General features: G+C 69.2%; 27 protein-coding genes. 13 read left to right on the forward strand and 14 right to left on the reverse strand.

Annotation, left to right across the window (positions count from 1 at the left end):
• The 8 genes from ASG29_RS14480 to lptG form a co-directional block, all read left to right on the forward strand.
• Positions 1-409 (forward strand): methyl-accepting chemotaxis protein (locus tag ASG29_RS14480; protein ID WP_235532940.1); only part of this gene is annotated, 409 nt, incomplete at its 5' end.
• Between the two features lie 52 nt (positions 410-461).
• Positions 462-1562: a glutamate 5-kinase gene (gene proB, locus ASG29_RS14485; RefSeq protein WP_055985849.1), complete on the forward strand. Its 1101-nt coding sequence runs from the start codon at positions 462-464 to the stop codon at positions 1560-1562.
• Between the two features lie 103 nt (positions 1563-1665).
• A complete protein-coding gene (locus ASG29_RS14490; protein ID WP_055985852.1) occupies positions 1666-2574 on the forward strand; it encodes an NAD-dependent epimerase/dehydratase family protein in 909 nt (302 codons plus the stop codon).
• 42 nt (positions 2575-2616) lie between these two features.
• Positions 2617-2859 carry an acyl carrier protein gene (locus tag ASG29_RS14495; RefSeq protein WP_055985855.1) on the forward strand — a complete coding sequence of 81 codons (243 nt, stop codon included), beginning with the start codon at positions 2617-2619 and terminating at the stop codon, positions 2857-2859.
• A 1-nt stretch (position 2860) separates the two neighbouring features.
• A complete protein-coding gene (spt, locus tag ASG29_RS14500; protein WP_055985857.1) occupies positions 2861-4129 on the forward strand; it encodes a serine palmitoyltransferase in 1269 nt (422 codons plus the stop codon).
• 76 nt (positions 4130-4205) lie between these two features.
• Entirely contained in the window at positions 4206-6161 is a 1956-nt protein-coding gene (locus ASG29_RS14505) for an ATP-binding protein (RefSeq protein WP_055986541.1), read from the forward strand.
• Between the two features lie 84 nt (positions 6162-6245).
• Positions 6246-7442 (forward strand): LPS export ABC transporter permease LptF, encoded by a 1197-nt coding sequence (gene lptF / locus ASG29_RS14510; protein ID WP_200932542.1) that lies wholly within the window; start codon positions 6246-6248, stop codon positions 7440-7442.
• Positions 7439-8533, forward strand: coding sequence for an LPS export ABC transporter permease LptG (gene lptG, locus ASG29_RS14515; protein WP_055985862.1), 1095 nt, complete (start codon positions 7439-7441; stop codon positions 8531-8533). The genes lptF and lptG overlap by 4 nt, the downstream gene beginning before the upstream one ends.
• Before the next feature lie 46 nt (positions 8534-8579).
• Here the strand turns inward: lptG and ASG29_RS14520 are convergent, their stop codons facing one another.
• Positions 8580-9650 carry a fatty acid desaturase family protein gene (locus tag ASG29_RS14520; protein ID WP_235532941.1) on the reverse strand — a complete coding sequence of 357 codons (1071 nt, stop codon included), beginning with the start codon at positions 9648-9650 and terminating at the stop codon, positions 8580-8582.
• A 117-nt stretch (positions 9651-9767) separates the two neighbouring features.
• Between ASG29_RS14520 and ASG29_RS14525 the strand changes: the two genes are divergently transcribed.
• Positions 9768-10922, forward strand: a complete 1155-nt coding sequence (locus ASG29_RS14525) for a hypothetical protein (RefSeq protein ID WP_055986546.1) — start codon at positions 9768-9770, stop codon at positions 10920-10922.
• 57 nt (positions 10923-10979) lie between these two features.
• On the opposite strand, the gene ASG29_RS14530 is transcribed toward ASG29_RS14525, so the two are convergent.
• The 7 genes from ASG29_RS14530 to glnE all read right to left on the reverse strand — a co-directional run bounded on the left by ASG29_RS14530 (position 10980) and on the right by glnE (position 17875).
• Entirely contained in the window at positions 10980-11219 is a 240-nt protein-coding gene (locus ASG29_RS14530; protein WP_055985868.1) for a hypothetical protein, read from the reverse strand.
• Between the two features lie 158 nt (positions 11220-11377).
• Positions 11378-12166 carry a transporter gene (locus ASG29_RS14535; RefSeq protein WP_156458069.1) on the reverse strand — a complete coding sequence of 263 codons (789 nt, stop codon included), beginning with the start codon at positions 12164-12166 and terminating at the stop codon, positions 11378-11380.
• Positions 12148-12918, reverse strand: coding sequence for an exodeoxyribonuclease III (xth, locus tag ASG29_RS14540; RefSeq protein WP_055985872.1), 771 nt, complete (start codon positions 12916-12918; stop codon positions 12148-12150). Before xth ends, ASG29_RS14535 begins: the two co-directional genes overlap by 19 nt.
• 10 nt (positions 12919-12928) lie before the next feature.
• The gene (locus ASG29_RS14545) at positions 12929-13264 is read right to left on the reverse strand and encodes a HesB/IscA family protein (protein ID WP_055985875.1); all 336 of its coding nucleotides are present in this window, start codon (positions 13262-13264) and stop codon (positions 12929-12931) included.
• A 191-nt stretch (positions 13265-13455) separates the two neighbouring features.
• Positions 13456-14607: a M23 family metallopeptidase gene (locus ASG29_RS17245; protein ID WP_055985878.1), complete on the reverse strand. Its 1152-nt coding sequence runs from the start codon at positions 14605-14607 to the stop codon at positions 13456-13458.
• Positions 14608-14864: 257 nt separating this feature from the next.
• The gene (locus ASG29_RS14555; RefSeq protein WP_055985883.1) at positions 14865-15311 is read right to left on the reverse strand and encodes a peroxiredoxin; all 447 of its coding nucleotides are present in this window, start codon (positions 15309-15311) and stop codon (positions 14865-14867) included.
• Positions 15290-17875 carry a bifunctional [glutamate--ammonia ligase]-adenylyl-L-tyrosine phosphorylase/[glutamate--ammonia-ligase] adenylyltransferase gene (glnE, locus tag ASG29_RS14560; RefSeq protein WP_082516160.1) on the reverse strand — a complete coding sequence of 862 codons (2586 nt, stop codon included), beginning with the start codon at positions 17873-17875 and terminating at the stop codon, positions 15290-15292. Before glnE ends, ASG29_RS14555 begins: the two co-directional genes overlap by 22 nt.
• A 96-nt stretch (positions 17876-17971) precedes the next feature.
• Between glnE and ASG29_RS16865 the strand changes: the two genes are divergently transcribed.
• Positions 17972-18136 (forward strand): hypothetical protein, encoded by a 165-nt coding sequence (locus ASG29_RS16865; protein ID WP_156458071.1) that lies wholly within the window; start codon positions 17972-17974, stop codon positions 18134-18136.
• A 12-nt stretch (positions 18137-18148) separates the two neighbouring features.
• Here ASG29_RS16865 and ASG29_RS14565 read toward each other — a convergent pair whose 3' ends face one another.
• The 3 genes from ASG29_RS14565 to ASG29_RS14575 all read right to left on the reverse strand — a co-directional run bounded on the left by ASG29_RS14565 (position 18149) and on the right by ASG29_RS14575 (position 19929).
• On the reverse strand, positions 18149-18802 hold the full coding sequence (locus tag ASG29_RS14565; RefSeq protein ID WP_055985886.1) for a sigma-70 family RNA polymerase sigma factor: 654 nt from the start codon (positions 18800-18802) through the stop codon (positions 18149-18151).
• Between the two features lie 115 nt (positions 18803-18917).
• On the reverse strand, positions 18918-19055 hold the full coding sequence (locus ASG29_RS17250) for a hypothetical protein (protein WP_055985889.1): 138 nt from the start codon (positions 19053-19055) through the stop codon (positions 18918-18920).
• 79 nt (positions 19056-19134) lie between these two features.
• Positions 19135-19929: a response regulator gene (locus ASG29_RS14575; RefSeq protein ID WP_055985892.1), complete on the reverse strand. Its 795-nt coding sequence runs from the start codon at positions 19927-19929 to the stop codon at positions 19135-19137.
• A gap of 249 nt (positions 19930-20178) precedes the next feature.
• On the opposite strand from ASG29_RS14575, the gene ASG29_RS17610 reads away from it, so the two are divergent.
• The 3 genes from ASG29_RS17610 to ASG29_RS14585 all read left to right on the forward strand — a co-directional run bounded on the left by ASG29_RS17610 (position 20179) and on the right by ASG29_RS14585 (position 22298).
• The gene (locus tag ASG29_RS17610) at positions 20179-20337 is read left to right on the forward strand and encodes a NepR family anti-sigma factor (protein WP_235532942.1); all 159 of its coding nucleotides are present in this window, start codon (positions 20179-20181) and stop codon (positions 20335-20337) included.
• Between the two features lie 6 nt (positions 20338-20343).
• Positions 20344-21939: a sensor histidine kinase gene (locus ASG29_RS14580; protein ID WP_235532943.1), complete on the forward strand. Its 1596-nt coding sequence runs from the start codon at positions 20344-20346 to the stop codon at positions 21937-21939.
• 221 nt (positions 21940-22160) lie between these two features.
• A complete protein-coding gene (locus tag ASG29_RS14585) occupies positions 22161-22298 on the forward strand; it encodes an entericidin A/B family lipoprotein (protein ID WP_055985896.1) in 138 nt (45 codons plus the stop codon).
• Positions 22299-22357: 59 nt separating this feature from the next.
• Here the strand turns inward: ASG29_RS14585 and tatC are convergent, their stop codons facing one another.
• The 3 genes from tatC to ASG29_RS14600 are packed head-to-tail and all read right to left on the reverse strand — an operon-like array spanning position 22358 to position 23855.
• Positions 22358-23143 (reverse strand): twin-arginine translocase subunit TatC, encoded by a 786-nt coding sequence (tatC, locus tag ASG29_RS14590; protein WP_414884839.1) that lies wholly within the window; start codon positions 23141-23143, stop codon positions 22358-22360.
• The gene (tatB, locus tag ASG29_RS14595) at positions 23137-23562 is read right to left on the reverse strand and encodes a Sec-independent protein translocase protein TatB (protein ID WP_055985900.1); all 426 of its coding nucleotides are present in this window, start codon (positions 23560-23562) and stop codon (positions 23137-23139) included. Before tatB ends, tatC begins: the two co-directional genes overlap by 7 nt.
• 29 nt (positions 23563-23591) lie before the next feature.
• Complete coding sequence (locus ASG29_RS14600; RefSeq protein ID WP_055985903.1) at positions 23592-23855, reverse strand: twin-arginine translocase TatA/TatE family subunit; 264 nt, start codon at positions 23853-23855, stop codon at positions 23592-23594.
• Positions 23856-23903: the final 48 nt, after the last annotated feature.

Below are 23903 nucleotides of genomic sequence, written 5' to 3' on the forward strand. Positions count from 1 at the left end.
CCGCGGCTTCGCGGTGGTGGCGCAGGAGGTCAAGAGCCTGGCGAACCAGACCGCGCGCGCGACCGACGACATCGCGGCGAAGATCGCGGCGATCCAGGCGGCGACCACCAGCACGGTCGATTCCTCCGTCGCGATCCGGGAGACCGTGGGGACGGTACAGCAGGCCGCCGTCCGCCTGCGCGAGACGATGGAGCGGCAGACCGCGACCGTCGCGATCATCTCCGCCGCGGTGGACGAAACCGCGATCGCGGCGGATTCGATGTCGCGCGCGGTCGGCGTCATCCAGCGCGATACGGAGGCGATGGTGCATGCCGTCGACGGGGTCGGCCTGGGATTCGATCGCCTCGACGGCCAACTCGCCATGCTTCAGACCAGCGCGCACGATTTCGCCGCCCGCGTCGCGGGCTGACCCGCCGAAAACCGCATTGGCGCGCGGGGCACTGCACGCTACCCCGCGGTCCATGCTCTTCCCCCCCGCCTCCTGCCCGCGCCTGATCGTCAAGATCGGCTCCGCGTTGCTGGTCGATCCCGACGGCGCGGTGCGGCGTGCATGGCTGGACGGCGTCGCCGCCGACATCGCGGCACGGGCCCGCGCCGGACAGCAGGTGGCGGTCGTGTCGTCGGGCGCGATCGCGCTGGGCGCGCGCCGGCTGGGCCTGGCGAAGGGCGGGCGCGCCAGCCTGGAGGACGCGCAGGCCGCCGCCGCGACCGGCCAGATCGCACTCAGCCAGACCTGGGCCGAGGTTCTGGGCGCGCAGGGCCTGACCGCGGCGCAGATGCTGGTGACGCTGGGCGATCTGGAGGAACGGCGCCGCTACCTGAACGCCGCCGCCACGCTGGGCCGCCTGCTCGGGCTGGGCGTCGTGCCTGTCATCAACGAAAACGATTCGGTCGCGACGGAGGAGATCCGGTTCGGCGACAACGACCGGCTCGCCGCCCGCGTGGCGCAGGCGGCCGGCGCGCAGGGCGTGCTGCTGCTGTCCGACGTCGACGGCCTGTACGATCGCAATCCCGCCCACCCCGGCGCGGTCCACATCTCCCGCATCGACCGGATCGATACCGCGGTGGAGGCGATGGCCGATCGCGGCTCCGCCTCCGGCATGGGATCGGGCGGCATGGTGTCGAAGATCGCCGCCGCACGCATCGCCAATGCGGCCGGGGCGCACCTCGCCATCGCGTCCGGTCGCGTCGATCGCCCGCTGTCGGCCGATGCGCGCCACACGTTGTTCGCCGCGGAGCGCAGCGCATCCGCGCGCAAGGCGTGGCTGGCGGGCGGGATCACCGCGTGCGGCGCGATCCACGTCGATGCAGGCGCGGCGCGGGCGCTGGCGGACGGGCGCAGCCTGCTCGCCGCAGGCGCGACGCGGATCGACGGCGGCTTCGCGCGCGGCGACCTGGTCACGATCGAGGGGCCGGCGGGAACGCTGGCGCGCGGGCTGTCGGAATACGACGCCGCCGATGCCGCCCGCCTGCTCGGTCGCCGCAGCGAGGAGCATGAGGCGATCCTGGGCTATGCGCCGCGCGCGGCGCTGGTGCATCGCAGCCACATGGCGTTGCTGTGACGTCCTGTCGTTCGGTCACTCCGGACACGTTCCGGGGTGCACCGTGCCGCGCACTTTCCCGCCGATCGGTGCGCGGCGCCGTGGACGGCGGGACGGGCCCGGCATGACGCAAACGATTCTCGCCATCACCGGCGGCACCGGCTTCGTCGGCGCGCGGCTGATCGACGCGGCGCTCGACGCCGGCCACGCGGTGCGTGCGCTCGCCCGCCGGCCGCAGCCCGCGCGCGACGGCGTGACGTGGGTCGCCGGTGCCCTGGAGGATACGGGCGCGCTCCGCGACCTCGTGTCCACCGCCGACGCGGTCGTCCACATCGCCGCGGTCCTGGGAGCGACGACGCGTGCGGCGTTCGAACAGGGCAATATCCGCGGCACCCGGGCGATCGTCGATGCGACGACGACGGCGCGCGTGCCGCGCTTCGTTCACGTCTCCTCCCTCGCCGCGCGGGAGCCCGCATTGTCCGACTATGGCTGGTCCAAGGCGGAAGGCGAACGCGTGGTGTCCGGCGGCGACCTGCCATGGACGATCGTGCGCCCGCCGGCGGTCTACGGTCCGGGGGATCACGAGCAGCGCGACGTATTCCGTCTCGCCCGTCTCGGCCTCGCCGTCATGCCTCCGCCGGGGCGACTGTCCGCCATCCACGTCGACGATCTTGCCGCCCTGCTGCTCGCGCTCGCCACCGCCCCGGCGGATCGGGCCGTCTACGAACCGGAAGGACCGGACGGCGGGATGGACCACGGGGCGTATTTCGCCGCCATCGGCACGGCGGTCGGGCGGCGCGTCCTGCCGCTCCCCCTCCCCGCCCCGCTGCTGCGCCTCGCATCCCGCGCGGACCGGATGCTGCGCGGCGATCGCGCGAAGCTCACGCCCGACCGCGTCGCCTACATGATCCATCCCGACTGGACGGCGGACCCGGCGAAGGCCCCGCCGCCCGCCCTGTGGCGCCCCCGCATCGCGCTGGCGGCGGGAATGGCGGACACGGTGCGATGGTATCGTGCCCAAGGACTGCTATAGCCCCGCCGAACTCCCGCCGCATTGTAGGGCCAGCACAGCATCATGAGCGACCGCCAGACCATCCTCGACACCGTCACGGCCCAGATCGAACCCTTCAACAAAAAGGGGGTGCCGATCACCGAGGCGACGACCTTCCAGGGCGACCTGGAATGGGATTCGCTGACCGTGATGGATTTCGTCGCGGCGATCGAGGACGAATTCGACATCATCATCACGATGAACATGCAGGCCGAGATCGAGACCGTGGGGCAGCTCGCGGACGCGGTGGCCAAGCTGAAGGGCTGACATGACCGACGCCGGGACCCTCGCCGAAGCGCTGCCGATCGATCCCGTCGCGGTGGCGCCGGAACGCGACCTGTTCAGCAAGTTCGACGCCCTGATCGCGGAGCGCGAGGCGCTGCTGGCGTCGGGCATGCGCGATCCGTTCGGCATCGTGATGGAGGAGGTCCGCTCTCCCACGATCGCGGTGATCCGGGGGAAGGAGACGATCCTGCTCGGCACCTACAATTACATGGGCATGACGTTCGATGCCGACGTGATCGCCGCGGGGAAGCAGGCGCTGGACCGGTTCGGCAGCGGCACCAACGGCAGCCGGATGCTGAACGGCACGTTCCGCGACCATGTCGCCGCCGAAGACGCGCTGAAAGAATTCTACGGCGCGACGTCGGCCATGGTCTTCTCGACCGGCTATCAGGCGAACCTGGGCATCATATCGACGATCGCAGGCAAGGGCGAATACGTCATCCTGGATGCCGACAGCCACGCGTCGATCTACGACGGGTGCAAGATGGGCGACGCCGAGATCGTGCGCTTCCGCCACAATTCGGTCGAGGACCTCGACAAGAGGCTGGGCCGCCTGCCGAAGGAGCCGGGCAAGCTGGTGGTGCTGGAGGGCGTCTATTCGATGCTCGGCGACCTCGCCCCGCTGCGCGAGATGGTGGAGGTGGCGCGGCGCCACGGCGCGATGGTGCTGGTGGACGAGGCGCATTCGATGGGCTTCTTCGGTCCGCACGGCCGCGGCGTGTACGAGGAAATGGGGCTCGAACTGGGCCGGGACGTCGACTTCGTCATCGGCACCTTCTCCAAGTCGGTCGGCACCGTCGGCGGCTTCTGTATCAGCAGCCATCCGAAGTTCGAGGCGATGCGCCTGGCCTGCCGCCCCTATATCTTCACCGCCAGCCTGCCGCCGTCGGTGGTCGCCACCGCCGCGACGTCGATCACGAAACTGATGAACGCGGGCGAGAAGCGTCGTCGGCTGTGGGACAATGCGCGACAGCTGCACGGCGGGCTGAAGGCGCTGGGCTTCCGCCTCGGCACCGATCGCGCCGACAGCGCCATCGTCGCGGTGATCCTGGAAACGCAGGAGCAGGCGGTGGCGATGTGGCAGTCGCTGCTCGACGCCGGCCTGTACGTCAACGTCGCGCGCCCGCCCGCCACCCCCGCGGGCATGTTCCTGCTCCGCTGCTCGCTGTGCGCCGAACATTCGGCCGGACAGCTGGACCGCGTCATCGCGATGTTCGCGGACGCGGGCCGGTCGGTGGGCGCGATCGCCTGATTCCTCTCATTCCGGGCATGGCGACGACCCGCGCCTTTATGGACTTGTTAACGCCGTTTACGATATGCGACGCCCCGTGAGCGGGATCGAGGTCGCACGTGTCCGCATGGGACTGGCGTCCGGATGGCGTAGCATCACGCTGGTGGTGGTCGCGATCCTGGCGGTGGTGGTCGTCGGCGCCCTGATCGTAACGCTGGGCGAGATGGACCGGCAGCGCGACCGCGCGCTCGCGGCGCAGCGCCATTCCTACGACATCATGATCGTCGTGCGCACCTTGCAGGGCACAGTCGCCCGGTCGGAGGCGTCCTTGGGCCGCTACGTCATCTCGGGCGATCAGGCGCTGGGACAGCTGTATTTCGACGACTGGCGCCGTGCCGGGGAATCGATCGGTCGGCTCGACCGGCTGACGATGGACAATCCCGAACAGCGCACCCGCATCGCCGAGCTTCGCGCCGCCTATCGCATCCGCGGCGAGGAACTGGCGCTGACCGCGCTCAACACCAATTACGGCCGCAACAGCCAGGCGCTGTCGCGCTATTACGCGATCCGCAAGGGCGCCGCGATGCGCGCGATGAACCTAGCCCTCGACGGCATCATCGCGGACGAGCGCCGCCTGCTGCGCGCCCGTACGACGCAGGCGCGCGCCGCGGTGACGCGCACCACCTTGGTGGCGAAGATCCTGGCGACCGCGGGCGTCGCCCTGGTGCTGGGGGTCATCGCGCTCGGCTGGGCGACGATGCGCGCGCTGGCGGAGCGGACGGTGGCGCGCGCGGAGGCGGAGGCGGAGCGCGAGCGCGCCGACGAACTGGCGACCGCGGTGACCGAGGCGACCGACGCGCTGCGCGTCCAGGAAGCGCAACTGCGCCAGAGCCAGAAGATGGACGCGGTGGGCAAGCTGACCGGCGGCATCGCGCACGACTTCAACAATATGCTGGCCGTCATCCTGGGCGGACTGGAATTGTCGCAGCGCGGGCTGGCGCAGGGCGCGGACCGGGCGGAGGTGGCGCGCCACATCGACAGCGCGCACGAGGGCGCGACGCGCGCCGCCGCGCTGACCCGCCGCTTGCTGTCGTTCGCGCGCGAAACCGCGATCGATCCCGTGCCGATCCACGCCGCCGCCCTGTTCACCGATGTCGCCGACCTGCTCGATCGCACGCTGGGCGACGGCGTGACCGTGGTGTTCCAGGACGAAAGCCGCGGCTGGGCCGCGCGCGCGGACCTGCTGCTGCTGGAGAACGGACTGGTCAACCTGGCGGTCAACGCGCGCGACGCGATGGACGGGCGCGGCACGTTGACGCTGCGGGCGGAGGCGCGGCGGCTGGGGATCGCGGACGCGGGCGACCTGTCGCCCGGCGACTATCTGTCGATCGCGATCCGCGACACGGGCAGCGGGATGACCCCGGACGTGCTGGACCGCGTGTTCGAACCATTCTTCACGACCAAGCCCGTCGGGAAGGGCACGGGACTGGGCCTGAGCCAGACCTTCGCCTTCGCGCGCCAGTTCGGCGGCGACGTGCGGATCGATACCGCGCCCGGACGCGGCACCACGGTCACCTTGCTGTTGCCGCGCGACGTGACGGTCGAAAGCGCCGCCCCGGTCCCGATCGCGGTCGCGGCGGCGACGCGCGAACCGGGCCGCAGCCTGTCGATCCTGGTGGTGGAGGACGATCCCCGCGTGCTGGCGACCACCATCGGCGCGCTGAACGAACTGGGCCATCGCCCGGTCGCGTGCGGCGATCCGCTGGACGCCGCCGGCGCGATCGCCGCGATGCCGGGATGCGACCTGATCGTGTCCGACGTGCTGATGCCGGCGAAGACCGGACCCGAGATGGTCGCAGGACTGCCGACCGCCTTCGCCGCGGTGCCGGTCCTGTTCGTGACCGGCTATGCCGGCGACGCGGGCGAGGGGATCGACCTGGCCGGGCGGCCGGTATTGCGCAAGCCGTTCACGCTCGCCGCGCTGGATCATGCCATCGCCGCCGCGGCGGGGACCGACGCGGACGGGCCGGAACGGTTGATCGCGGCGGAATAATAAGCGAAATCGCCTGCTGACGCCCGTCGCGCGCGTGCCTATAGCGGGGATATCGCTTCCGCCAGAAGGTCCGCGCCGCAGCCCATGAAATCGATCGACCGCTACATGGCCCGGCTGATCGCGCTGCCGCTGTTCTCCACCCTCCTCATCGCCGCGATGCTGCTGGTGCTGGACCGGATGCTGCGCCTGTTCGATTTCGTCGCGACCCAGGGCGGACCGATCAGCGTCGTGTGGAAGATGCTGGCGAACCTGATGCCCGAATATCTGGGCCTGGGCATCCCGATCGGCCTGATGCTGGGCATATTGCTCGCCTTCCGCCGCATCGCGACGTCGAGCGAGCTGGACGTGATGCGCGGCGTCGGCATGAGCTATTCCCGGCTCCTGCGGGTCCCCTATTTCTACGCGATCGTCCTGGCGGTGCTGAACATCGTCATCGTCGGCTACGTCCAGCCGAAGGCGCGCTACAATTACGAGCAACTGCGCTTCGAGCTGCGCACCGGCGCGTTGGGCGCGTCGATCAAGGTGGGCGAATTCGCGCACCTGGGCGACCGCCTGACCCTCAGGATCGAGCAGAGCCGCGACGAGGGCAAGAAGCTGTCGGGCATCTTCGTCCACGCGGTCAGCCCCAAAGGCGACTGGGTCGGCGTCACGGCGCAGACCGGACAGTTCCTGGCGACCGACGATCCCAACGTCATCATCTTCCGCCTGACCAACGGCACGCTGATCCACAACCGCCCCGGCTTCAACACGCCGCGGACGCTGACCTTCACCGCGCACGACCTGCCGATCGACCTGCCCCGCTTCGAAAGCTTCCGCGCGCGCGGGGGCAAGAACCTGGAATATACATTGGTCGAGCTGGCGAAGCTTGGGAAGAACGCGGGGACGGAGGAACAGCGCGACAGCAGCCGGTCGGAATTCCATTTCCGGCTGGTGGAGGTGGCGATGATGTTCCTGCTGCCGCTGCTGGCGGTGTCGCTGGGCGTGCCGCCGAAACGGTCGACCTCCGCGCTGGGCGTGTTCCTGTCGATCGTGATGGTCGTGACCTATCACAAGATCAATCAATACGCCGCCTCGCTGGGCGAGCGCGGCGACGTCGATCCGCTGATCGCCTTGTGGGTGCCGTTCGGCATCTTCGCGGCCATCATCCTGTGGATGTACCACACGCTGGCGCACGTCCCCGGGGGACAGCCGATCGGCGCGCTCGAACGGTCGTTCGGCAAGGCGTGGAAGGCGATTCTCCGCCGCCTGCCCGGCCGCCGGCGCGAGGGCGTTCCCGCATGACCAGCTTCTTCCCCTCGCGCACCGTCGCCCTGTACATGGCGCGACTGTTCCTGGTCCGCACCTTCGCGATCCTCGCCGGGCTCGTCCTCGTCCTCCAGGCGCTCGACCTGCTGAGCGAGAGCGGCAAGATCCTGTCGGTCGCGAGCAACGGCGATGCGGAGGTGTGGCGCTACGTCTCGCTGCGCGCGCCGCAGATCGTGGCCCGGTTCCTGCCCTTTTCCGTGCTGCTGGGCACGATCCTGACCCTCATCACCATGAACCAGAACAGCGAGATCGTGGCGCTGAAGTCCAGCGGCCTGTCCGCGCATCAGGTGCTGGCGCCGCTGATCGTCGCCAGCATCGGGGTGGCGGTGCTCAGCTTCGCGTTCAACGACCGCGTCGTCAGCCGCGCGACCGCGACCCTGAGCGCGTGGCAGAAGGTCAATTACCAGCAATTGCCCGTCGACCGCGGCGACCGCAGCAACGTGTGGGTCCGTGCCGGCACCGACCTGGTCGAGGCGGATCGGATCAGCGGTCGCGGGGCGGACGCGCGACTGCGCGGCGTCACGGTATACGAACGCAGCGGCGACGGCATCCTGCGGGGCCTGACCTACGGGACGCAGGGCCGGCGCGAGGGCGACGGCTGGCTCATCTACCCGGTCCAGCGGTTCGAGGTGGCGACCGGGAAGGTGACGCGCGCGGCGTCCGGGATCGTGGCGCGCGGCGTGACCCCCGATCAGTTCACGCTGGCCAGCGTCGACGCCGACGGCCTGTCCTTCTTGGGCCTGCGCGCCGCGATCGCCGACCTGAACGAGGCCGGTCGGCCGACGAAGGCCCTGGAGGGGGCGTTGTGGCACAAATTGTCGGGACCGCTGTCGTCGGTGCTGATGCCGCTGCTGGGCGCGGTCGCGGCGTTCGGGATCGCCCGGTCGGGGCAGCTGTTCGTGCGCGCCGTGATCGGCATGGCACTGGGCTTCACCTATTTCGTCGCGGACAATTTCGCTCTCGCGATGGGAAACCTCGGCGCCTATCCGCCCTTCCTCGCGGCCTGGGCGCCGTTCCTGCTGTTCCTGCTGATCGGCGAGGCGGTCCTGCTGCGGACCGAGGAATAGGTTCGACGGCGACGCCCCTCCCCTTCAAGGGAGGGGTGAAGCCGATTCAGCGCCCGACCATCGTCGAACGCGCGATCTTCCACACCAGCCCCGGCATCCCGCGATAGCTGGCCTTGTGATACGGCGATTCCGCCTCGACCAGCGCGCCGATGCGCCGGTGCGCCTCGCCCAGGTTGTGATACGGCACGCCCGGCAGCAGGTGGTGCAGCGCGTGGTAGCGCAGCCCCACCGGCGCCCACAGCATCGGCAGAAGGGCGGGCGGCGGCACGTTCACGGTGTCGAGATATTGCGCGGTCACCGTCATCGCTTCCCCGTCATTCTCCCACAGGTGCGCCACCAGCGTCCGCAGCTGGTTCACCACCGCCACGCCCGCGGCGATTCCCATGCCGATCGCGAAAGCGCGCAGTGGGATGACGCCGGTCGCGACCATCGCCAGCAACGCGATCGCCCACAGGCTGCACGCGATCTCCAGCCGCTCCCACAGCGTCTTCGCCGCGCCGTCGGGCATGCGACGGCGGAAGTGCGGATTGATCGCCAGCGCGGAGTAACGCTCCACGATCGTACGGCGCAGCGACGGCACGAAGACCGACAGCGGCGACAGGACGGCGTAGCGGATCAGCAGCCCGACCGGCGCGAGCGCGCTGACCAGGATGAACACCGGCAACGTCCACGGCTTCATCAGCGCGAGCGGCAGATATTCCGGATCCTCGCTGGTGCCGTACCGCGTCTTGGCATGGTGCAGGTTGTGGACGCCCTCGTACATGAAGGACGGGATCAGCATCGGCACGCCGACCAGCACGTTCCAGCCCGCACGAAAATGCGGCAGGGCCGCATGTTTCATGTGGCTGACCTCGTGGATGAAGCTCATCGCGCGATACAGTGCCAGCATCGACACGAGCGCCAGCGCGATCGTCCAGGCCGCCGACGCGGCCGTCACCGCGCCGACGAGCGCGGCATAGCCGATCAGCGAGGATGCGATCAGGTCGCCCCAGTAGATCGCCGCATTGGGGGCGTGCAGGTCGCGCGTCGCCTCCGCCGCGGCCTTCAGCATCGCCTTGTCGTCGGCGATGACGGGGCGGGACGGCGCAGGCGCGCGTGCGAAGGCTAGGGTCGTCATGACGTTGTCCATTGCCCCTACATAGTGGCGACACGGTGACGCGATAAGGTTCTGGACGCCCCGGAACCGCGCAAATGCCCGCTCGCCATGATCGACGCAGGCGTTTATTCGCCCCGCATGAGCGCGTCCGTCCAGATCGTCCCCGTCGCCACGAACCGCCAGCGCAAGGCGTTCGTCGACCTTCCCTTCCGCCTGTATCGCGACGATCCCAACTGGGTTCCGCCGCTGAAGGGGGAGGCGCTGGGCCTCATCACGCCCGAAAAGAACGGCTGGTTCAGCCATGCGGAGGCGCAACTGTTCCTGGCGATGCGCGGCGGACAGGTCGTCGGCCGGATTTCGGCGCATATCGACACGCTGGCGCAGAAGATGCCCGCCGAGCAGGGGTTCGGCCCCGGCTCGGGACAATGGGGATTGATGGAGGCGGAGGACGAAGCGACCTTCCGCCTCCTGCTCGACCGCGCGGAAACATGGCTGCGCGACCATGGCGTGACCCGCGCGCTGGGTCCGATCAGCATGTCGATCTGGGAAGAGCCGGGGCTGCTGGTCGCTGGCAACGATCATCCCCCCACGGTCATGATGGGGCATCACAAGGCCGAATATCGCGGCTGGGTGGAGCGCGCGGGGTATCGCCCGGTCAAGCAGCTGCTGACGTACGACCTGGACATCACGCAGGAATTCCCCCCGCTGGTCCGCCGCATCATCCGGTCGGGCGAGAAGAACCCGTCGATCGTGATCCGCGAGGTCGACAAGTCGAAGTTCTTCGAGGAAGCGCACATCATCCTCGAAATCCTGAACGACGCCTGGTCCGACAATTGGGGCTTCGTCCCCCTGACCGAGCCGGAGATCGCGGACGTGGGGGTCAAGTTGAAGCCGATCGTCTTCAACGACCTGATCCGCATCGCGGAGGTCGACGGCAGGCCCGTTGCGTTCATGATTACGCTGCCCGACCTGAACGAGGCGATCGCGCCGCTGAAGGGGTCGCTGCTGCCGTTCGGCTGGGCGAAGCTGTTGCTGTGGCTGCGCCGGCCGCAGGTCCGCACGATGCGCGTGCCGTTGATGGGGGTGCGCAAGGAACTGCAATCCTCGCGCTTAGCAGGGCAGCTGGCGTTCATGATGATCGAGGCGATCCGGCTGGCCGCGATCACCCGCTACGGCGCATCGCGCGGCGAGATCGGCTGGGTCCTGGACGACAACCAGGGCATGAACTCAATCGCCACCGCGATTGAGAGCCGCGTGAACAAGGTGTATCAGGTGTACGAAAAGGCGTTGTGATCGCCGCGCCCCGGCTCGGCACCGGCCCGCCTCGGGCCGGTGCCGTCCGGTCGTCGCTCACAGGCCGGCGGGCAGATCGACGTTCATCGCGCGCCATTCGCTGCGCGTGTGGCAGGCCTTGCGCGGGATGTTCGATCCGATGATCGTATCGACCAGGCAGACGCGCTGCTCGCGGACCTTCGGTGCGACCATGCCGTCCTGCGCGGCAGCTTCGGTCACGGGCTTGGGCGCGAGCGGCTCGGCCGGCGCGGGCGTGGCGACGGAAAGGGCGGTGGCGGCGACGAAAAGAATGTTCATGGCAAGTCTCCCAGACATCCCGACGACCGGGACGCAGGAAGCGTTGCATCCGCCGTGCCAACCTTGTTTATCCCGACTATTCAGGCACTTGAGAGATTTCACACAAGTGTAGTACTAGAATAACACGCCAACGCCCGGCGCGATCCGCCACTATCTGGTCAGAACAGCACCGCACCCCCCAGGACGATACGCAGCGAAGGTGCCTGCGCGTCGAGACCCGCGGCCACCAGCAGGTCCAGCTGCATGCGCGGCCGCACCTCCCACGCGATCGACGCCGCGGTCAGGACCTGCGTCTGCGCCCTCGCGGGATCGTCGTCGCGGCGCCCCGATACCTCCACCACCGCGGTCACCGTATCGGCCAGGTCGCGCCCCAGGCCGAGCGTCAGCGCCCCGGCCGGATGCCGCCCGGTGCGCGAGGCGTTCGTTTCGGCGTCGACCTCCCCCGTCAGCGCCAGCGACCATTTCCCCATCTCCCAGGACACCGGCACGACCAGCCCCGCGCTCCAATCCCCGCGCCCCAGCCCGTCGGTCGCGGTCGGCAATGTCGCGAATCCTTCGATCGCGATCGACAGCCCCTCCCCGTCCGGGTGCCGCAGGTTGCGGCGGATGCCGAGCCGCACGTCCCCGGTCCCGGTCGCGACCGTGCGCAGACCGTTCTCCCGCGACACCAGATGCGACAGCGGCGTCCATCCGACCTGCGCCTCGGTCCGGTCGTCGATCCCGGTGCGCAGCAGAAGGTCGCCGACCAGGATCGACGTCGCATCGCCGTCGCGCTGCCAATCGACGCCCGATGCTTCCACCAGCACGCGGCCGGGATCGGTGATGCAGGTCGACGTGCCGACGCTGGGCCGGTTGGGGCAGAAGCGGGGACCGTCCTGCGCGATCGCGGGGGTCGCGGCGACGAGCAGCAGCGCCGCCGCCGCGCGGATCATCGCAGGCGCACCCACGTCGGCGCATGATCGCTGGCCTTTTCGCGCCCGCGATACTCCTTGTCGACGCCCGCCTCGACCAGCCGGTCCGCGACCGCGGGCGACAGGAGCAGGTGATCGATCCGGAACCCCGCGTCACGCTGCCACGCGCCCGCCTGATAATCCCAGAACGTCCAGACGCCGCCCTTCGGCCGTCGCGTCCGCAGGGCGTCGGTCCATCCCTGCGCCAGCAGTGCGCGATAGCCGCCCCGGCTTTCCGGCTGCATCAGGGCGTCGTCCGCCATCGCGCGGACCGAAAAGGTATCGTCGTCGTTCGGGATGACGTTGTAATCCCCGGCCAGCACCGTCGGCACTTCCTCCGCCAGCAGGTCGCGCGCACGTTCGCGCAGCCGCTCGATCCAGCGCAGCTTGTAGTCGAATTTCGGCCCCGGCCGCGGATTGCCGTTGGGCAGGTAGATCGACGCGACCACCAGTCCGCCGACGTCGCATTCCAGGTAACGGCTGTGCAGGTCTTCGTCCTCGCCCGCCAGCCCGCGTCGCCGCTCGACCGGGTCGACGCCGCGCGCGAGCACCGCCACGCCGTTGAAACCCTTCTGCCCGTGCCACACCGCGCCATAGCCCGCGCCGCGCACATCGGCCTCCGGAAAGGTCTCGTCGCTGGATTTCAGTTCCTGAAGGCAGACGATGTCGGGCTTCTGCTCGTCGAGATATTCGAGCAGCCGCGGCAACCGCGCCTTGATGCCGTTGACGTTGTAGGAGACGATCTTCACGTCGCCGGTCTTACACCGAGAAGCTGGTCCCGCAACCGCAGCCGCTGGCGGCGTTCGGATTCTCGACCCTGAATGCCGCGCCGCCGAGCGATTCGACATAATCCACCGCGCATCCGCGGACCAGGTCGAGGCTGACATCGTCGACGACCAGCCGCACCCCGTCGGTTTCGGCGATGGTGTCAGCCGCCTCGGGCGCATCGGCAAATCCGAACCGATACTGGAAACCGGAACAGCCCCCGCCCTCCACGGACAGCCGCAGGATCGCCGGCTTCCCCTGTCGCGTCGCGATCGCGGCGACGCGCGCGGCGGCGGCGGGGGTCAGGGCGATGTCGGGTGCGGTGGCCATGGGGGGGAGATAGGGCGCGACGACGGCGGCGGCAATGGCGGGGGCGGCACTGCGTTCTCCCGCGCATGTGGAAGCCCGGCGTTACGTGCGGCGCGATCGTGACGCCGTGTTTCCGGCGATCGGCGGACCATCCAAAAAAAGGGCCGGCACCTTTCGGCACCGGCCTTCCCGTCCGTCGCGCCCGTGGGACGTCAATCCTGCGGGGCGGGCCCGCCCGTCGAAACCGGGATCGCCTTCACGGCGCGATCCTGCGCGGCGAGAAGATAGTCGCCGGTGGTCAGGAACGGCACCGGGTTCACCGCGTGGCCGTCCATCCGGACCTCGTAATGGAGGTGCGGACCGGTCGACCGCCCGGTCGAGCCGAGCAGGCCGATGATCTGGCCGCGGCGAACGCGGGTGTTGTCGGACACGATGATCTTGGAAAGATGGCCGTACCGGGTCGCGATACCCTTGCCGTGGTTGATCTCGACCATGTTGCCGTACCCGCCCTGCCGCGCCGCATGCGCCACGATGCCGTCGGCGGTGGCGTAGATCGGTGTGCCGGTCGGGCCGGGGATATCGACACCGGCGTGCATCGCGGCGGTACCGCGGAAGGGGTCGGACCGGATGCCGAAATTGCTGGTGAAGGTCAGCTTCTCGACCGGCTGTACCGACGGGATCGCGATCGTGCCCTGTTCCAGCCGGTCCAGCTTCTTCCAGGTCATGAACAGGCTGCGGAACTGCGCGTCGGCGTTCAGGTTCGCGCGTGCCTCCGCGCTGCCCGCCTCGATCAGCGGGCCGCCGGTCGCGATGCGGCCCGACACGCCCAGCTTCTTCAGTTCACGGCGCGCCAGCGTGTAGCGAGCGGCCAGGTGGTCGTTCGCCAGCGCGGCCAGTTCGCCCTGGCGCTGCTCGACGCGCAGCAACGGCGCGATCGCATGCGCGGTCAGCCTGTCGCCCGCGGGATCGAGGCGGAGCGCCGCGAGCGCCAGCTGCTTCTTCTCACCCGCGCCGGTCAGCGCGGCGTTCAGCAATGCCTGACGCTGTTCGATCCGCTCGGCATGGACCTGGGCGGTGGCGCGGATCTTCGCGACGCGCGCCTGCATGCCGGCGAGCTGGCGTTCCATCTTCACGATGCGGGTGCCGTGGGCCGGCTCGCCCGGTGCGGAAACCATGTGGCTCGCGCCGTAACCGGCGAAACCGATCAGTGCCGCGCCCGCGACCGCGATGGCGCCCTGCGCCGCCCCGCCCACCGACACCCGCCGCAACCCGCGGCCGTCGTGGAAGATGACCTGGCGCGGCGACAGGAGCGTGCGGCAACGAGCGGCGAAACTACTCGGCAGCTCGGACGTGGATGAACTCATCGGACCCCGTCTATCGTTCGGGCGCGGGCCGCGGGCGAAGGCCCCCGGTCGCGCCGCGGTATCAGCAATCAGGTGGGCGTCCCCCGCCTTCCCTGGACGGCATCCGTGTGACCCGCATCGGGACGTTCCGGCAACCCCCGCACCCCCCGCGGCACGGTCAAGCGTCGGACAGGCGCGGTGAACGGTTGCAACACGCAGAAGCACGCGCGGGTCGCGCCGCCGAACGTCACCGAATGGTTAATACCGAATCGGTCCGGTCACTGCCCGCGCGCCGCCGCCAGCACCGCTTCGGCATGGCCCGGCACCTTCACCTTGCGCCATTCCCGCGCCAGTCTTCCGTCCGCGTCGAACAGGAACGTCGCGCGCTCGATCCCCATGTAGGTGCGCCCGTACATCTGCCGCTCGCCCCACACGCCGAACGCCTCGGTCACGCTGCCGTCCAGGTCGCTGGCCAGCGGAACGGTCAGCGCGTGCTTTGCCGCGAACTTCCCATGCTTCGCCACGCTGTCGCGCGAGATGCCGAGCAGGGTCACGCCCGCGGCGGCGAATTCGTCCGCCAGTGCGGAGAAATCCTGCGCCTCGCGCGTGCAGCCGGGCGTATTGTCCTTGGGATAGAAATACACCACCAGCGGGCGATCGAGATCGTGCAGCTGCAACGGCGCGCCGTCGGCGTCGGTTGCGGTCACGTCGGGGAGGGTTTCCATGCGATGCTCTCCTTCCATGCGTCGCCGACCGTGTCGCGGACCGCGGCAAGGCCCGCAAGTACCGCGTCCCAGTCCGCGCATCCCAGCGCGCGCGCGATCAACATGCGCGTGGCCGCGTCGGCGGGTTCCTGTACGTCGGGCGCGACCAGGCGGACGGTGACCAGCAGCCGCGTCAGCAGGTCGTGCGCGCGGCGCCACGCCGGCGTCGCCGCGCCGCCCGCCACCAGCGCATCGATCGCCCGCCCCATGTCGGGATCGAACGCGATCCGGCGGGTCAGCTGCGCTACATGGACCGCGAACTCCAGATCGACGAGCCCCCCGGGCAGCAGCTTGGCGTCCAGCGGGCCCTGCGGCGGCTTGTGGCGCGCCATCTCCTCGCGCATCGTCGCCGCATCGGCCGCGATATCGCGCGCAGGACGGTTCCCGGACAGGACGTCCGCCACCACCGCCGTCACCGCGGCCCGCGCCGCATCGGACCCGAACACGGGCCGCGCGCGGGTCAGCGCCATATGCTCCCACGTCCACGCATCCTCGCGCTGGTAGCGCGCGAAACTGTCCAGGCTGACGACCAGCGGCCCCTGCGCGCCCGACGGGCGCAGCCGCGTGTCCACCGGATACAACGGTCCCGCCGCCGTCGGCACCGACAATGCGGCGGTCACGCGCTGCGCCAGTCGATTGTAATACAGGGTCGCACCCAGCGGCTTCGCGCCATCGGACTCGGCGTTGAAATCGCCGGTGAACAGGTAGACGAGGTCGAGGTCGGACGCATGCGTCAATGCTGCGCCGCCGAAACGCCCGAGCGCCAGGATCACCAGTTCGCTTTCGGGCACGACGCCGTGCGCGCGCGCGAATTCGTCCACCGTCGCGCGCGCCAGCACCCCGACCGCGGCGTCGGCGACGCGGGCATATCCCGCCGCGACGTCGAGCGGGTCTGCGGCGCCCGCGACGATCTGCGCGCCCAGGGCGAAGCGCTTGTCCCCGACGACGCGGCGGACATGTTCCAGCATGGACTGGTAGTCCGCGCCGCACTCGATCGCCGCCATTTCCGCCGCCAGATCGTCGACCGCCCCGACCGGCGCCAGGGCGCTGGCGTCGATCAGGCCGTCCAGCAGGTCGGGCCGCCGCGACAGTTCGTCCGCCAGCGGGGCGGCGTGGCTGAGCAGTTCGGCCAGCAACCGCGCCAGCGCGGGGCGCGCCTCCAGCAGGCGCAGGACGTTGATCGCGGTCGGCAGTCGTTCCAGCAACCGGTCGAGCCGCATCAGGGCGGTCGCGGGCGCGGGGGACCGGCCGATCGCGGCGATCAGGCCGGGCAGCACCGCCTCCAGTGCGTCCTGCGCCGCCGCGCTGCGCAACGCGGGGTAGCGCGCCTCGCGCCACGCCGCGATCCGCTGCGCCGCCTGCGTCACGTCGTCGAACCCGGCGGCGGACAGGCTCGTCGCGAGCCGATCCGGGTCGATGGGGACCGCGCCCGTGTCGGCCGGGGCCAGACGGTCGAACGTCGCCGCCACCCGCGCCACATGCGGTGCCAGCAGGTCCAGCAATGCCGTGCCGTCGACCAGGCCGTGCAGACGGGCGACGCGATCGAGCGCGTCGCCGGTCGGCAGCGCGTGGGTCTGCCGGTCGTCGATCATCTGCACGCGATGCTCGATCGTGCGCAGCAGGACATAGGCGTCGGACAGCGCCGCCGCATCGTCGGGCGCGATCCGCCCCGCCGCCGCCAGCGCGGCCAGCGCGTCCAGGGTCGCGGGCGCCCGCAGCGCGGGCTCGCGACCGCCGTGGATCAACTGGTGGATTTGCGCAAAAAACTCCACCTCCCGTATCCCCCCGCGTCCGCGCTTCAGGTCGAAGCCGGGGCCGAACGCCTGCCCCTGCGCATGATGGTCGCGGATGCGGCGGGTGATATCCAGAATCTCGCGCACCGCGCCGAAATCCAGGCTGCGGCGCCAGACGAACGACCGGATCGCATCGAGGAAGCGCCTGCCCAGCGCCATGTCCCCGGCGCAGGCCCGCGCGCGGATAAAAGCGGCGCGTTCCCACGGCAGCGCTTGCGATTCGTAATATCCGATCGCGGCGTCGATCGGGATCGCGATCGGCGTGACCTCTGGCGACGGGCGCAACCGCAGGTCGACGCGCAGGACGTAGCCGTCCGCATCGCGGTGCTGGAGCAGTTCCAGCACGCGCCGGCCGATCCTGACCGCGGCATCGGCCACATCCTCCCGTTCGCGATGCGGCAGGGTGTCGGGATCGTACAGGAAGATCGGGTCGATATCAGACGAATAGTTCAGCTCCCCGCTGCCCTGCTTGCCCAAAGCGATCGCGGCGAAGCCGGTCGGCGCCGCGCCAGGGACGCGTTCGTCGACCGCCGCCGCGATAGCCGTGTCGAGCGCACGATCCGCGAAGGCGGTCAGGCGGGCCGTGACGGCGCGGAAGTCGAGCGCACCGGACAGATCGCCCAGCGCGACGTCGAGCGCCACCAAGCGTCGCTCTCGTCGCAGTCGCTGCCCGACGGTGGCATCCGCATCCGCCAAGCGCGCGCGAACGGCCGGTTCCGTCGCCATCAGCATCGACAGAAAAGGAGACTCGGAGGCGTTTGTTTGGGTTTTGGGGTTGTTCAAGAGGATGGTCCGAAACCTAAGGGGCGACGCTTCGTTAGGAACGTCATGACCGGGCGCGCGCCTTCCCCTCCTTCGACGACGAACGGCACCTATGCCGTTCGGACGCCGCGGCACATCGATGCGGTGTCGGATGCGCTGTCCACCGCGTTTTCCGTGGGCGATCTGCCGCAGGACTGGCAGGCGATGCTTCGGCAGCTGGACCGCCACTGACCATAAAAACGGTCAGCGGTCGCGGCTCAATTCTTCCACCTCGCCCATGATGGCGTCAAGGGTCGAGCGGCCGCCGTTACCCTCGTGATCGCGTCGGGACGACAGGCTGCCGTCGTTCATCAAAGCCTCCAGCGCGACCCGGCCCCGTGCCACGCGGCTCTTGATCGTACCGACGGCGACGCCGCAGATTTCCGCCGCTTCCTCATAGGCGAAGCCGCCCGCCCCGACCAGGATCAACGCCTCGCGCTGCGGCTGGGGGAGATGGAGCAGCGCGCGCTGCATGTCGGCCAGTTCGACATGCTTGTCCTGGCTGGCCGGGGCCGCCAGCACGCGATCGGCGACCAGATCGTCCCACTCGCCCTTGAACCGGGCGCGGCGCATCTGGCTGAGGAACAGGTTGCGCAGGATGATGAAGGTCCAGGCCCGCATGTTCGTGCCCGCCTGGAACCGCTTGCGCGCCGCCCAGGCCTTCAGCAGCGTTTCCTGCACGAGGTCGTCGGCCAGATCGCGATTGCCCGACAGCGACCGCCCGAAGGCGCGCAGATGAGGGATCACGATCGCCAGCTGCTGCTTGAATTCGGGATCGGACAGGGAGACGTGCTCGACGGGCGCGTCCTCGCGGACGTCGTCGGCGTCGTCTTCGACGCGCGAGGGGGATTGGGTCATGCCGCTCCGATGCCTCGGCGCCCCGCCCGCTGCGGATGCGCCTGAAGCTGAAAGATAGGGACCGCCGGCCCGATTGACCAGCGCTGTCCGATACGTGGATGGTTAACCGGACGATTCAGAGGATGAGGATCGCCGCGAAGATCACGATCACCGCCGTCAGCGAGATGGCAAGGACATAGCGCATCGTGCCCGTTTTCTGGCCCGCACGCGCGTCCTGCGCATCGACGTGGATTGGATTGTTGTCGTCGACCATGTTCGGACCACTCGATTCGTTGTGATATCGTACCGAACGCGCGTGGCGCCGCCGGGTTGCACGGCGGCGCCGCGGCGGATCAGGCGGGGACCGTCGACTGGTCGAAGAACAGCGCCTGGCTGATCGCCGCCTTCACCGTGGACCGCTGGAACGGCTTGGTGATGAGGAACGTCGGCTCGGGGCGTTCGCCGGTCAGCAGGCGTTCCGGGAAGGCGGTGATGAAGATGACGGGCACGTTGAATTCGGCCAGGATGTCCTTCACCGCATCGATCCCGGAACTGTCGTCGGCCAGCTGGATGTCGGCGAGGACCAGGCCGGGCCGCTCCTCCATCGCCAGCGCGACCGCCTCGTCGCGCGTGACGGCCACGCCCGTGATGTCGTGGCCCAGGTCGCGGACGATCGATTCGATATCCATCGCGATGATCGGCTCGTCCTCGATCACCAGCACGCGCGCACGCGTCTGCTTCTCGATCTCGGACAGCGCATCGGCGACGAGGCTGTCCACCTCGCCGGCGTCCACATCGATCAGATAGGCCGCATCCTCGGGCGTGAAGCCCTCCATCGCGGTCAGCAGCAACGCCTGACGCGACAGGGGAGTCATCCGAGACAACCGCGCACGCGCCACCGCCTCCTGCTCCTCGATCGCGTCCACCTCCGGCTGCTCGTCGAAGTTGGTCGAATTCCAGATCGCCTGAAACGTGCGATACAGTCCCAGCCGCGGATCGACGTCGCGCGGAAACTCTTCCGGCGCGGCGACGATCGCCTCCAGCGTGGCGCGCACATAGCGGTCGCCCTGCGCCTGGCTTCCGGTCAGCGCGCGACCGTAGCGGCGCAGGAACGGAAGATGCGGCGCGAGTTTCTGTCCGAGCGACATGGTTTGTTGGCCCTCCCTGGACGCCGGATTGCCCGTCACGTCCCATAACGAAAACAATGTGTTCCGACATCCCCCGCGCCCGTGAAGGTGGCAATACCCCCGGCAGGCGAAATTCGTCGTACAGGCGTGGAACCAACGAAGGGGTTTTTGGTTTCATCGATCAGCGCAGGGCACATGCGCGATCTACCAAAGGGTTCATCGAACGGTTTCGGCTCGACCCCCTCCGCGGGGCGAATGGGGGGTTAAGCGTTGACGTCGGACAATAAAGCGTCGGAAAAGCCGAAGAAGGGCGCCGCCGCACAATCGAAGAATCGCGACATGGGCTCCGCTCTTCGCTCCGTCTACAACAATACCGTCGAGGAAACCGTGCCGGACGACCTGCTCTCGCTGCTCGGCAAACTCGACTAGCGGACGGTGGCCGACGTCCCCGTCGCCGAAGACCCCGCCGCCACGGTGGCGCAGCGTCCCGGCCTGATCGCGCGCTGGCCCACCGGCGCGAAGCTTTTCCTCATCCTGTCGGTCGCGCTGCTCCCGCTGGCGCTGATCGCGACGTTCGCCACCCTTCGCGTGACGCAGATCGCGGATACCGAACTGGGCGCGCACCTGCGCGTCGCGACGTCCGAGTCCAGCCGCGCCATCGCGATCGAGCTGGTCGGCGACATGACGGCGTTGCGCGTGGCGGTCGATGCGCTGGGCGCGGATGCGGGCGACGCCCCCAGCTGCGCTCGCGCACAGGGCGTGTTCGCGCAACAGGCCGCGCAGGGCACCAGCTTCGTCATCGTCGACCGTCGCGGCCGCCCGTTGTGCGGCGAACCGTTCCCCGGCGCCGCCGCCTTCGCCCGCCGTTCCGATTCCGCGGTCGTGGGCGCACGGATCGTCGACGGGCAGGGCGTCATCCTGCGCGTCGCGGGACGCAACGACGGGACCAGCGCGGCCGCGTTCTTCCCAGCCGCCTTCCTCGCGCGGATCAGCCGCCCGAGCGGCTTTCCCAATGATTACGGCTCGACGCTGATCCTGGGCGACGACCGGCTCGAACTCGATCCGCTGGCCCGTCGCGACGTGCTGGAACGACGTGAAACCGTGCGTACCGACCTCGCCATCGCGGGCCTGTCGCTGGAGATGCAGGTCCGCAGCGCCCCCGTGGGCTCGCCGTTGCTGATCGCGCTCGCGCTGCCGCTGGTTATGTGGGCGCTGGCGTCGGCGATCTCCTATCTGGTCGTCGACCGCCTGCTGATCGCGCCGTTGCGGGCGTTGCGGGCCAGCATCGCGGCCTATGCCCCCGGCGACGAACCTGACCCGGCGGTCCTTCGCGCGCTGCCTGCGCGCGAGATACGCGACCTGGGCGACACCTTCCGCGCGCTCAGCCGCACCGTCGCGATCCATGAAGCCGGACTGGCCGAAGGACTGGTGCGACAGACCAAGCTGACGCGCGAGGTCCATCATCGCGTCAAGAACAACCTCCAGGTCATCGCCAGCCTCATCAACTTCCATGCCCGTGGCGCCAGCAGCGACGAGGTGGCACACGCCTATGCCTCGATCCAGCGACGGGTCGATGCGCTGGCGGTGGTGCACCGCTATCATTTTGCGGAGATGGAGGAGAATCGCGGCGTCGGGATGCGATCGGTGCTGGGCGAACTGGCGTCGAACATCCGTGCCACCGCGCCCGAGGGATCGCGTATCGGCATCCTGCTGGACATCGACGACGTCCATGTGACGCAGGATGTCGCGGTGGCGGTGGCGTTCCTGTCGACGGAACTGATCGAACTGGCGATGACGTGCGACCCGCTGGCGCAGTTGCGGATATCGTTGAAGCCGCTGGCCGACGGATCGCGGGCGACGTTGCGGCTGTCGTCGCGGGCGCTGGTCGACAGCGACCTGCTGCGCGATCGATTGCGCGATCGGTACGGCCGCGTCATCGAAGGGCTGACGCGCCAGTTGCGTTCCACGTTGCAGCACGATCCGCTGACCGGCGCGTACGAAGTCGGGATCGCCATCGTTTCGGTCGATTGAGAAAAGCGCGATCGGGGCGGGAACCGCATCGCCGATACGTCGTTCTACCTTCGGATCGCGACCTTGAGCCCCCCCGCTTTCGCGATCCACGACATAGGCCCGGAAGCGTCCACCCCTCCCCCCCCCGGTGACGCTTCCGGGCCTTACCTTTTCCCACCGACACCGCGGAACGAACTCGGCGGACGCGCATTCAGTGTGCAGTTTTCCAAGGAGCAGGTTTCATGCGTAAGGTTCTGACGATGGCGATGCTGGCGAGCGCGGTGCTGGTTTCGGCGTGCAACACGATCGCGGGCGCGGGCAAGGACGTCTCGTCCGCCGGTCAGACCGTTACGGGTGCCGCGAACGACGTGAAGGACTGATCCTTCCCGTCATCCGACACGTAAAGGGGCGGTCCGCGATTGCGCGGGCCGCCGTTTTTCTATGCCTCCTCGACCGCCGCCTCCGCCTCCCGGCTGCGCTTGCGTTCGGTGAACCAGATGCCGAGGATGGCCAGTTCGTACAGGATGCACAGCGGAATCGCGAGCAGGAGCTGCGACCCCACGTCGGGCGGGGTCAGCACCGCCGCGATCGCGAAGGCGCCGACGATGGCGTAGCGGCGCGCGGAGATCAGCTGCCTGCGCGTCACGATTCCCGCCCGTTCCAGCAGCATCAGCAGGACCGGCAGCAGGAACGCGGCGCCGAAGCCGAACAGGAACTGCATCACGAACGACAGATATTCGCCGATCGCGGGCAACGCCTCCTGCCGGATGCCGCCGATGTCGCCCTGGAAGCTGAGCAGGAAATGCAGCGCCATCGGGATGGCGATGAAATAGGCCATCGACGCGCCCAGCGCGAACAGCAACGGCGTCGCCAGCAGGAAGGGCAGCAGCGCGCGCTTCTCCTTCCGGTACAGGCCGGGGGCGACGAATTGCCACAACTGGTTCGCGATCACGGGGAAGGCGATCATCATCGCGGCGAAGAAGGCGACCTTCACCTTCACGAAGAACGCCTCGAACACCTGGGTGTAGATCACCGTCTTCTGCCCCGCGGACAGCAGCGGCTGGACCAGGATCGAGAAGATGTCCTCCGCGAAATAATAGCCGATGCCGAACGCCAGCAGGACCGCGGCGATGCAGTACAGCAGGCGGCGGCGCAGTTCGAGCAGATGGTCGAGCAGCGGCGCGCGGCTTTCGTCCAGTTCGTCGACGACGGTATCGGTCACGATGCGGCCCTGTCGCGCAAGGGGTTGGGCACCGGCGCGTCGGCATCGGCGGCGGTGGGCGCCGGATCGTCGGCGGGTACCACGTGGGGCTTTTCCACCATCACCGCCGGGCCGTCAGCGTCGGTGGCATCGGGCGCGGGCAGCGCGGTGGGTTCGGCGGTGTCGACGGCGGGGGCGGGGGCGGGGGCGGGATGTTCGCGCATGATGCGCTCGTTCTCCGCCTTCCACTTCTTCTCCATCTCCTCCAGCTCCGCCTCGCGCACCATCTCGTCGAAGCCGCTTCGGAACTGGCGCCCCACGGCGCGCGCGCGGCCGACCCAATAGCCGACCACGCGCATCGCCTTCGGCAGGTCCTTGGGACCGATCACCACCAGCGCGATGAACGCGACCAGCAACAGCTCGGACGGAGCGATATCGAACATCTCGGCGGCGCGATCGGATCAATCAGGCGTCAGCGATCCTCGCGGATCGGATCGGGACGGACGCGGTCGGTGTCGTGCAGCGGCGTCGTATCGGCGGGCTTGGCCGCGGCCTGCGCCTCGATCCGCGGCTTGGCGCGGGCGTGCTCCGCCTCGTCCTCCTCGCTCATGCCCTTCTTGAAGTTCTTCACGCCCTTGGCGACGTCGCCCATCAGGCTGGAGAAACGGCCGCCGCCCAGCAGCAGGACGGCGACGATCGCCAGGATCAGGATGTGCGGAAGGCTGAAACTGCCCATGATCGGATTCTCCGTAAGTCTCGCGCTATCTAGGCGCTGCACCGGGTT

Origin of the sequence: Sphingomonas sp. Leaf412 (assembly GCF_001425405.1) — a bacterium.
Lineage (GTDB): Bacteria > Pseudomonadota > Alphaproteobacteria > Sphingomonadales > Sphingomonadaceae > Sphingomonas.